Source organism: Chloroflexota bacterium (assembly GCA_034717495.1).
GTDB lineage: Bacteria > Chloroflexota > Anaerolineae > JAAEKA01 > JAAEKA01 > JAYELL01.
On the sequence record JAYELL010000046.1, the window covers coordinates 1 to 11,576 of the forward strand.

Genomic DNA, 11,576 nt, shown 5'->3' on the forward strand with positions numbered 1-11,576 from the left:
GGCCTCCTGGATAACGCTCTACATCACCCTGACCGGACGGGTAGACGGCGATGGCAATCCACTACCCGATCTGACCTTCTACAACGGAGTCTTCGTCAACGTGGAGCACCGGGACAAGCAGTGGCTGGAGAACCACGGCCTTTGGCTAGATGGCCAAACCTGGCTCTACAAATACAGCGATCCCTACAGCCCCGATATCAAAGAAGGACCTGACGGCGATAGCCCCGCCTATCAGGCCCTCCTCTTCAAGCCTTTCCAGGAATGCAAGAAGCCTCGAGACTGCAACACGCAACCCACCGGTCAGGATTTCGTGGATACACTCAATCAGTGGATCAACATGGAGGGCATGCTGGCCTTTGCTGCCACAAGTGCCTTTCACATCAGCCCCGACGACCTCTTCTCCAAGGGTAAAAACTTCTACTTCGTCGACTACAGCCAGACCGTGGACACCCCTCGTGAGTATATCGAGTGGGACCTGGACGCCGCCTATCAGGGCATGGACTACACAGCTGATATCTACGATGTTGGCGCCCGCAAGTTCGGCGTCTATGAGGATTGGATCGTCGACGATGGTACCTTCAAGGCTGAATATACTGAGATCATGCAGCGCCTGCTTGACGGGCCACTGAATGAAACCGATATCAACGATGCCCTTTCAGACTTCGAGGCGCTGCTCGGTGACGCCCTGGCGGCCGATCCTCACAATGCCCTGGGTGATCCTGTGCCCGAGTACTTCTCAGATTTCCGCACCTGGCACTCGAATCGCATCGCCAGCGTGCTCAGCCAGTTGCCCTCGACGCCACCCGAACCGGGGAACCCCGAGACGGCTCTGTATGTTGGTGCACTTGCCGGAGAAAGCGCGCCCGCGCCCAAGAACCGCTGGGATGCCACGGTCACGATCACTGTTTTTGTTGACCCTGAATCCCCTGACACACCATTCGAAGCCGCGACGGTATCGAGTGATTGGGGCAGCTGTGAAACCGATGACTCCGGAACGTGTCAGATCAGCAAGAACAACATCAAGAGCAATGTTGCCAGCGCTACCTTCACCGTCGCCGACATCACTGCGGATGGCATGTGGTACGATGCCGATGCCAACGCGGTAACGTCGGTCACTATCTATAAACCATAGCGCGCACCTCGCTGGCCGCTGAGAACGTATAGGTTCGACGTGCCTTCACCCAGGCGCGTCGAACCTATAACCTCCCTTAAGCAATTTCATTCTCTTGGCACCGTCCTGTTCCAGTCTTGCGCCAGCAAACAACTCAATCTGGATTTCCGCAGCCACCTCTTTCAGCACTGGAATCAGCGCTTCTTCTCGTTGTTCACGATTGGTTCCCAGCGACGCTTGCACTCGATCCTGGAATGCGCTAAACTCTTATGACAGATGAGCGGGCATCCTTCGATGTACTTAGACAGGAGAAGAATGATGACGAAAACACACACTTTCACCTTTGCACTCCTGATGCTGCTCGCCATGGGCTTCGTGCCCGCGGCGACCGCGCAGGAAGCCGTTCCCGATTGGCCCGACCATTACGATCCCTTTACGTTGTTAACCTATCAATTGGAGATGACCGAAGCTGACTGGGATACGATCCGCTATGACCTGACCTTTGACATCGAGGTGCCGGCACTGTTCTGGGCTGAGGATGAAACCCCGATCCCGATCAACGTGCGCCGCAAGTCGGCCGATTCCTTCCCCCTGAATGATCCGGCTAATCCGGAAAAGGTTTCGCTCAAGTTGGACCTCAACGATTTTACCGGCGAAGCCTGGCATGGGCTGAATAAGCTGAGCCTGGAAAACGGCGACGATAACAACGTGGTCACCGAGGGCATGTCCTGGTACTTGCACCGCCTGGCGCAGGACGATGCCAATTTCGACTATACGTCCGGCCTGGCCTCCTGGATAACGCTCTACATCACCCTGACCGGACGGGTAGACGGCGATGGCAATCCACTACCCGATCTGACCTTCTACAACGGAGTCTTCGTCAACGTGGAGCACCGGGACAAGCAGTGGCTGAAGAACCACCTTCTGTGGCAAGGTGGCGATAATACCTGGCTCTACAAATACAGCGACCCCTACGAGCCCGCAATCAAAGTGGGTCCCGAGGATGAACTCGGTAATCCTGTTGATAGCCCGGCCTACGACACTCTTTTCTTCAAGCCCTTCCAACGGTGCACGCAGCCCTGCGCTCTCCAACCGGCGACGGAAACCGAGTTCGCCAACACGCTGACTGCATCGATCAACATGGAGGGCATGTTGACCTTCGCCGCGGTCAGCGCTTTCCACGTCAGCCCCGACGATCTCTTCTCCAAGGGAAAAAACTTTTTCTTCGTAGATTACACCCAGCCCCCGGCCCATTCTCCCGACCTTGCTCCCCTCCGCGAGTATGTCGAATGGGATCTGGACGCGGCCTATGCCGGCATGGACTACGAAGCCGACATCTATAACGTTGGTGACGGGTCCGGCCAGTATGAGAATTGGATCATCGACAATGAGATTTTCAACGAGCAGTACACTCAGATCATGCAGGATCTGATCGCCGACGACGGGTTGCCTGAGGCGACCGGGCCACTAAATGAGGCTGCTATCAACGGCGCTCTGACAGCCTTCGAGGCGTTGCTCGGTGACGCCCTGGATGCTGACCCGTACAATATGCTGGGCGACCCCGTGCCCGAGTACTTCGAGGACTTCCGCACCTGGCACTCGAATCGCATCGCCAACGTGCAGACGCAGTTGCCGCTGGCAGTGCTGCTGGCCAGTTTCAGCGCCAGCGCGCAGGCGAATCACGTGCTGGTGAGCTGGGCCACGGTCAGCGAGGTCGACAACGCCGGTTTCAACGTCTACCGCGGCCTCTCGGCCGGTGCCCCTGAAACCCTGCTGGGCTTCGTGCCCTCCGCTGTGCCAGGCTCGGCCCAGGGTGCAGGCTACAGCTATGCCGATCTTGACATCGCCGACGGCCAGACCTACTGGTACTGGCTGGAGGATGTGGACACCAGCGGCGCCACCGGCCTGCACGGGCCGGTCAGCGTTACTTACCTGGCGCCCACGGCCGTCACCCTCAGCGACCTGACCGCCGGCGGCCAGCCGCCGGAGAACCTGAATTGGTTGTTGCCGGTCGCCCTCGCCCTCGCGGCAGCGGGTGCTGCGTTCGCCTGGCACCGCCGGGTCGCTGCGAATTAACATTCGACGATCAACACGAGAAACAGGGATCGGAGCTCAACCCTCATCATCTCCGATCCCTGGCCAATCGATCAGGATCCTTTGATCAGGTTTGTTCCATTCCTGGCGCTATCCGATTCGATTTGGCAGCATCGCAGCATGCACTGGCAAAGAACAAAAACGTATTGGGGACATTGGACAGTGCCGATCTGATGCTCTTGGCGAACGTAGCGCGTCCGGCAGTGGCAAGAAGCAATCTCCTGTCAGAGGGCACTTGTTCACTCTCGGTTCACCAATAGGAGAAGAACGATGAAGAAAACTTACGCACTTACTTTTGCACTCCTGCTGCTGCTGGCTACCGGCTTTGTGCCCACAGCAGCCGCACAGGAACCTGTTCCCGACTGGCCCGGCCTTTACGATCCAGAAACTTTGTTGAACTTCAACCTGGAGATGACCGAGGCCAACTGGCACACCATTGTCAACGATCTCACCTTCGATATCGAGGTTCCGGCGCTCTTCTCGGCCGAGGGCGAAGCACCGATCCTCGTCTCGGTGCGCCGCAAGGCCGCCACGAAGCTGGGCCAGGACAAGGTCAGCCTCAAGGTGGACATCAACGAATATACCGACGATGACGGCTGTGATAGTGATCACGGCTTCCCCGGTGCAACCTGCGTTGACAAATGGCATGGCGTCAAGAAGCTGAGCCTGGAAAACGGCGATGACAACAACGTCGTCACCGAAGGCCTGGCCTGGTATCTGCACACGGTTGCGGCAGATTCTGATCTGAACTACCATTCAGGCCACGCGGCCTGGGTGACAGTCACCGTCAATGGCGATAGCAAGGGCGTTTACGTCAATGTTGAACAGCCCGACAAACAGTATCTGAAGAACCACGATCTTTGGGAAGGCAGCGATGATACCTGGCTGTACAAGTACAGTGATATCGACAGCCCCGAGATCAAGGTGGGTCCTGAAGACGAACTTCGCGACAAGAGGACTCCAGCGAAGAGTCTCGCCTCACACACACCGCGAGATGCTTCGCTGCCGGCACCTGCCCGCATGGGATTCTGGCGTGTCTTCGGCCATTTTCCCCTTGCGAAGTTGACTGTCAGACCTGCTCAACATGACATATTCAGGCTTTTTGGACTTGCGAATAAGGGGCAGGAGTCGGTTACATGGGGGCATGATCTGTCATGTTCCCATGTAACCGACAAACTGTAAGCATTTTGTAATCTTCGAACTATTGACTCACCATGGGCCATCTGGTATCATTCATAGTGGCGAAAACCATGCCGCGATGGGCGGGACAGACCAACTGGGAGCCACTTTGCATGGCCCATCTCTGTACCGCCAGGGTGATCAACCCTAAAAAAACGGGGAGCACATTCTTCGACGAATACATAGCATGACAGTGAGCTACCCAGACTCATAACAGGAGAGAAAAAGTATGTTGACAAACAAAGAAAAACCGAGGCGCTCCGGCGGCACCAAAGGCGCTCGCCGGCGCACCACATGGGCGGGATTGGCCATAGTCCTGGCAATGCTCGTTGCCCTCTTGCCGGGAACGTTGCCTGCTATCGCTACCACCACGCCGACATTTGACGGCTTTGTCGACCCGCAGTACCTGACCTTCGGCACAACCGTGTCCTTTGCCGGCGTCGGCACCGGGGCAAATCTGTACGTCATCGACGATGCCGACGACGGCAACATCTGGCTGACCTGGGAGATCGACCGCAGTTTCGTCGACAACAGTTATGACGATGACGGCGTCAACGGCCAGAGCCAGCATCCCTCCTGGGCGCCGGGCTACCAGCACCGCTTCCGCGACCTGGCCGAGAGCGACCTGCAGCAGATGCAATTTTACAACAGTTGCGGTGAGCTGGCCGTGCATGTCACCATGGACTACATCGACGGCTACGGAGGCCTGGAAGCCTGCGGCGGCCTCAAACCCGTTCCCGTCATCGGCGGCAAGCTCGACATCAACGGTGGCGGAATCGGCGACGGAACCACTGACCCGGCTGATAACGGTTCCTACTTTGGTATCGAAATTCTCAACGGATGCCTGGACCTGGACGGCGATGGCACTTCCTGTCCCGACACGAACACCGGCGCTTCAAACGTCTTTGGCGGCACCGACGATCATGCAGCGGCAGGGGCCGGCTTTTTCGGGCTAGCGCCCACCTCCTGGCAAATCATCGATGGGATCCTGCAAACCGCAGATACCACTTATTCCGGCATCAATCTTATCGCCGTCACCGGCGGATACGCCGTTGACATGAACCTGGATAGCAGCATCACTGCGGCTGACAATGGTTCGCTTAGCGGGATTACCGTCACAGCCGGTGTCCTTTCGGCACCCGATGGACCGTTTCAGCCCAATCCGGCATTCACCGTTGCCAGCGGCCTGATCCAGGAGCCTGGTCCCTTGTACCCATCCGGCTGCGGAACCATCCATTCCAACACCAACTCGGGCTACGATGCCAACCTGTACACCAGCGAATCCATCCGCTGGTCAATCAATGGTGACGACTGGACCAAGTTTGACTACACCACCTCTTTGGTCGGCAATCTAAACCTTCCGGTTCCTCGCAGCGCCGGTCCTACTGCTTCCGGATACTGCGTATATAATCCCGCAGGCCTGCTTCCTGGAGGCGAGGGAGATTGCGACAACTATGGCCTAAATCAAGGTGACCCAGGTCCACCCCCAATTGCACCAGCACCAAATGACCTGCTCGGCAATCAGAGTCCCTACGGTGCAGAGTCGCCCTCCTGGGAGACTCCCCCGGGCACCGACTACGTGCCTCAGGCCGCCTACACCGCCGGCTGGGAGTACAGCCTGATCTACGAGATGAAGATCGACCCCAGCGTGTTTGTTACCACTAACTGTCCGGCTGGAGGCATCAGTCCATACCTGACCAAGCCGCTCGAGTTGCACGCCTCTCCCAACAAGCTGGGCGACACCTATGTTCCCGTCCGCGTTGTTTTCGGCGCCATCGGCAACTACGTCTGGCTGGACGAGAACAGCGACGGCTACCAGGATGCTGGTGAGCCGGGCATTCCCAACGTGGCCGTAGTGCTCTACGACAAGGAAGGCAGCGAGATCGCCCGCACCTACACCGACTCCCACGGTGGCTACCTGTTCACCCGCGATTCCGCAGGCGAGCCCCTGTCTGCCGGCCTCTATTATGTGGATGTGCTCGACGGCACCGACACAACAGCTTATACGCTGCCTCAGCAGGATATGACGCAGACAACGCCCAGTACGCTGGCCGACGCCGACTTCGGCAACCAGGATCATGGCTCGACGTCGATTCCGAGCACGGCCTTTACCGGGTATGAAGTGATCATTGGCGGCGCGCTGCCAATGGAAAACCTGACGGCAGACTTTGGTTATAACTACAACCCCGACAGCGACGTCAACGGCGGCACCAACTTAGCCGCCCTGGGCGACCGGGTCTGGGTCGATACCGACGGCGACGGCGCGCAGGATCCCAATGAGATCGGTGTCTCCGGCGTGGAAGTGACGCTTTACTACGATCAAAACCAGGACGGCGTGTATGACGAACCTTATTCCGTGGGCGGTTATGTTCCAACCACGACTACCGACGCCAACGGCTACTACCTGTTTGACGACTTGCCAGCTGGCGCTTATGTGGTGACGGTCACAGGCGACACGGGCGCCAGCCACGATATTCTCGGCACCTACACTCAGACAGGCGATCCGGACGACTTTGGCCAGCCGGCGACATCGCCGGACAATACGACTACTGTCGCGGTAATCCTCGGTCCTGGCGATGTCTTCCTCAACGCCGACTTCGGCTATCAGCCGCCGGCCGATGTTACCGGCGAAATCGGCGATACCATCTGGTTCGATGCCGACATTGATGGAAATGGCCCCGCATTGCCTCCCGCCAACGATCCCGGTGGCGCTCCGGTCAATCAGGGCAATGGCGTCGAGGATGACAGTAATGAATACGGCATCCCAGGGGTAACGGTTGCCTTGATCAAGGACAGCAATGGCAACGGCGAGTGGGATGCCGGCGAGCCGATCGTCGCCACCGACACAACCGACGCGAAAGGCCAATACCTGTTCCAGGGTCTGCCCGTGACCATCGGCACAGATGACTACCTGGTGTGGGTCAACGACACAGACAACGTTCTCGGCTGGTTTAAGCCCACCTACGACGCGGACGGCCCACTTCTGCCCGCCGGTGGCCTGGTCACTGGACTGGGCATTAGTTCGGTCCTGGATCTGACCACCGACACGGCGGCGTTCATGGACCAGGACTTTGGCTATACGCCGCTCGAACATGAGGTAGACAAGGGCTTGATCGGCGACACCATCTTCTATGATGCTGATCCAAACGACGGTAACGCCTACAATCCTGCCGCGGGCGACACGCCCATCGAAGGCGTACTGGTGCAGTTGTGGAATCGCCAGGGCAATAAAGTTCTAGCGACCACCGCGACCGATGAAAATGGCCTCTACTACTTCGGTGGCCTGGATCCCGATAGGTATCAGGTCGAAGTTTTTTCCGGCAACTTCCTGCCCGGTGGTGTATTGGAAGGGTTCGCCAACACCGCCGACCCCGACAATGACCAGGACAACAACTCCGGCGTGGTTGATATCCGAAATAGCCCCTATATCGATCTGGACCAGGATTTCGGCTACCGGGCAACGGACAATCCTGGCTCTATCGGCAACCTGATCTGGGAAGACCTGAACGCAGATGGTGATGTCGATGCCGGTGAGAATGGCATCGAGGGCGTGACCCTGGACCTCTACCGCGACCTGAACGGCGACGGCGATGTCGATCCCGGAGAGCCGCTGATTGGCACCACCAAGACCGATGGCAGTGGCAACTACCTGTTCGAAGGTCTGTCCACGACGGATAACGGCGTAGGAGCAGCTGGTGCAGACTACATCGTCGATGTGACCGATGTGGACGGCGTGCTGCATGGCTACTGGCATTCCCTGGGAATCGCCGGGGCTGACAACAACAGCCAGTTAGACCCGTATGCGGTCTCGATCAGCGTTGCCAGCCCGGACAACCTGACGGCGGACTTCGGCTACTACGTCAAGCCTGCTGCCGTGGGCAACTGGGTCTGGACCGACATTGACAAGAACGGTGTTCAGGATGATGGGGAGACCGGCATAAATGGGGTGGTGGTGCAACTGGGGATCGCATACCCCGATGGTACCGCAATTACCCTTGTCACAGTCACCGCCAACGATCCGGAAGGTAGCAGTCCCGGCTGGTACAGCTTTGGTAACCTGCTGCTGGACGAGGATTACGCGACGAGCAGCGGAACCTTTGGGGCTGCCCCCAACCAGCCTGCTCATGTGGTTTCAATAACAGTGCCCCCTGGCTACTACAAGACCTTAATCAACGCCGCAGGCAGCACGTTTATGAACGACTCCGACAACCACGACGGAACGCCCGCGCAGGCAACCCAGGGTCAGAACGACGTGACGCGAAATGCTGATCCTGACGCGGAAAGCAACCCGAATGCGGGCTACGACTTCGGTCTGACCGACACTCCGCTGGCGGTGTTGCTGGCTGACTTCGCGGCTGCAACCCAGGCGAATCATGTCCTGGTCAGCTGGGCCACGGTCAGCGAACTCAACAACGCCGGCTTCAACATCTACCGCAGCCTCTCGGCCGGTGCCCCTGAAACCCTGCTGAACTACGTGCCCTCCCAGGCGCCCAACTCTGCCCAGGGTGCCGATTACAGCTACGCCGATCTTGACGTCGCTGACGGCCAGACCTACTGGTACTGGCTGGAGGATGTGGACACCAGCGGCGCTACCAGCCTGCACGGGCCGGTCAGCGTCACCTTCATGGCGCCCACCGCTGTCACCCTCAGCGACCTGTCCGCCAACGACCAGCCCGAAAGCCTGAACTGGTTGTTGCTGGCTGCCATGGCCCTTGCGGCAGTGGTCGCAGGCTTTGCCTGGCGCCGCCGCATCGGTGTGCAGTAACACAAATCGACAACTTCCGGGATCGGAGACGATAGTTCGTTGTCTCCGACCCCGGCCTATAACCCCGACAAGCCCCGGTCGATGATCGGGGCTTTTTGTATCTCCCCCCAGCCCCCCAAAGGGGGGAGCGATCAGAAATTCCTCCCTGTGGGGGGGTAGGGGGGGGCACGCCCGGACTACCCCCCGCGCCACCGGCATCCCTGCGGCAGCAACGACCATGGACTCCCACCTTCGCGGGAGTGACGTGTTCACACCACCATCGTCTCCGTGTCCCCCCTCGCCGTGTCTCCCATCCCCGCGTCCCCGCGTCCTTCGTGCCCTTCGCTCCCTTCGCGCTTTGCGTCCTTCGCGTCCCTCCGCGCCTTCGTGGTCCAACCCCTCCCCGCGTTCGCGAGGATGACAGCGGGAGTGACGCGGCTAAATGGCCTTTTGCGCCGCGTCCCCGTGTCCCCGCATCCCCGTGTCCCTGCGTCCCCGTGTCCCTGCGTCCCCGCGTCCTTCGCGTCCCTCCGCGCCTTCGTGGTCCAACCCCTCCCCGCGTCCCCACTCACTCGTTGTAGTAAAGATCTACGTTCGAGGAGTCTATAAACACGTGCTCCATGTAAACCGCCGGCTGTATCGACTGCCCTTCCAGGATACGTTTTGCCAGTTCGATCAGCTTCTCCCCATAGCGATCCGGCATGAAGGCTGTCGATCCAATGATGGCTGAGTTTCGCTTGCGAATCTCGTTGCGGACGACCCGGTCAGCCCCCTGACCAACGATAGCCACGTCGGCTTCCCGACCCAACTTACGCGCTGCCTTCAGCGCACCGTAGGCGGCATCATCGTTGAAGGAAAACACGGCGATTCGTTGGCCTTCGGGAACCGACTGCAACGCCTCAGCGACGTGCATTTCGCTCACCTGGCTTGTATTGCCGCTGTCCAGATAGATCCGTTTCTCCTCAGGAATTGGGCCCATCACTTCCTGGTAACCGTCCACCTGACCTGTGATCCTCGATGCGGGCAATGCCCCTGCACGTTGTTCCTCCAGAATCACCAGCCGATCATACTGGCCCTGCCAATGCTCTCGGACCCATTTGCCCAGCTCGGCTCCCGCGATGTGTCCCGATCGATAGTTGTCTGCGCCAAAAAAGGTCGCCCCTACCATGGGGATATCCACGGCAATCACGGGGATCCCTGCCTGCAAGAATCTGTCCATGATCAAGCTGTTGATTTCGGCGTCAATCTGATACTCGATTGCCAGGTCGACCTGCTTTTCGATCAGGTAGTCGGCGACCTGTAGCGCCTGTTCGCCGCTGAGCTGATTATCGGCAAGGATTAGCTCCACCTGCTGTGCCTCTGCTGCTCGCTCCAGTCCACGCCGTACATCGATGGCAAAGGGGATTCCTGTTTCCGTTAGATTGGCAAAGCCGATACGGTAGGTTGGTTTGCGCCCATTGCTGCGGTAGTTGGTAACCGTACGCTCGTCGCAGACAGTCACCGATACGCCAGCCTGCTGCAACAGGTTGATGAAGGAGGGAGACACCTGGCTGTCCGTAACCACGTGAGAAAGCGAATCCACGTTCAGAAAAGGTGCAAAACCCACCTTGCCGAACTTGGTAGAATCGACCAGTGCCACCACCTGTGGCACTTTCTCTACCATTGCATGTTTTAGCTGCGCTTCCGCCACATCGCGTTCGGTCAGACCTTGCTCGAAATTAAAGCCGGTTCCGGAGACGAACGCTGTGCGCGCGTGAAGCCGTTCCAACATGTCAGTGCCCAGCAAGCCCGTTACGGAGTTATCGTTGGTCCCCATTATGCCGCCGACAACGATAACTGTGTGGTTTGTTGATTCGGACAGAAGGCGGGCCGTTTCCAGTCCGTTAGTTATTACCGTCAAACGCTGGCATGGCTGCAAACAGGGCACCATATGCAGAACCGTAGAACTGGCATCCATAATGATGGCGTCGCCATCCTCGATCATGTCAGCGGCCCAGCGTGCGATACTTCGCTTTGCCTCGGTGTTGACCGCGTTGCGGGCAATGCGGGTCTGGGCGATCAGCGGAGGTTGCTCAACCGGTGCGGCGCCACCTCTCACCCGCCTCAAGCGGTTCTCCGCCTCCAGAGCCGCCAGATCGTTGCGGATAGTGCCTTCGGATACGTCAAACTGTTTTGCCAGGCTAGTGACTTTGACGACGCCTTGCCCGGCGAGTAGCTGCAGAATGCGCTCGCGCCGCTCGAATGTGGTCATGTGTGGATTCATTTTTGTCCTCATGCCGGTGTCGCACGCGATTTCCAGGCGATTCCTCTGATTTTCCTTGACACAAGTTGTTGTTTATGATATCATAACGAGTAAGTTTCGTCAATCATCAACAATTTTCGACAACTTGTGCCTTACCTCACGTAACAGTCCTGTCAGCGTGCTTCTCGATAGAGGAGGTGATGCGT

5 protein-coding genes are annotated in these 11,576 nt (G+C 58.4%); 4 read left to right on the plus strand and 1 reads right to left on the minus strand.

What is annotated here, in order from left to right; translation table 11 throughout:
• The 4 genes from U9R25_08970 to U9R25_08985 form a co-directional block, all read left to right on the plus strand.
• The coding region (locus U9R25_08970; GenBank protein ID MEA3336025.1) for a CotH kinase family protein at nucleotides 1–1,132 on the plus strand (1,132 nt) is incomplete at its 5' end.
• 294 nt (nucleotides 1,133–1,426) lie between these two features.
• The gene (locus U9R25_08975) at nucleotides 1,427–3,187 is read left to right on the plus strand and encodes a CotH kinase family protein (GenBank protein ID MEA3336026.1); all 1,761 of its coding nucleotides are present in this window, start codon (nucleotides 1,427–1,429) and stop codon (nucleotides 3,185–3,187) included.
• 288 nt (nucleotides 3,188–3,475) lie between these two features.
• Nucleotides 3,476–4,387: a CotH kinase family protein gene (locus U9R25_08980; protein MEA3336027.1), complete on the plus strand. Its 912-nt coding sequence runs from the start codon at nucleotides 3,476–3,478 to the stop codon at nucleotides 4,385–4,387.
• Between the two features lie 226 nt (nucleotides 4,388–4,613).
• The gene (locus tag U9R25_08985) at nucleotides 4,614–9,149 is read left to right on the plus strand and encodes an SdrD B-like domain-containing protein (GenBank protein MEA3336028.1); all 4,536 of its coding nucleotides are present in this window, start codon (nucleotides 4,614–4,616) and stop codon (nucleotides 9,147–9,149) included.
• 547 nt (nucleotides 9,150–9,696) lie between these two features.
• Here U9R25_08985 and U9R25_08990 read toward each other — a convergent pair.
• Nucleotides 9,697–11,391, minus strand: a complete 1,695-nt coding sequence (locus U9R25_08990) for a substrate-binding domain-containing protein (GenBank protein MEA3336029.1) — start codon at nucleotides 11,389–11,391, stop codon at nucleotides 9,697–9,699.
• Between the last annotated feature and the right edge of the window lie 185 nt (nucleotides 11,392–11,576).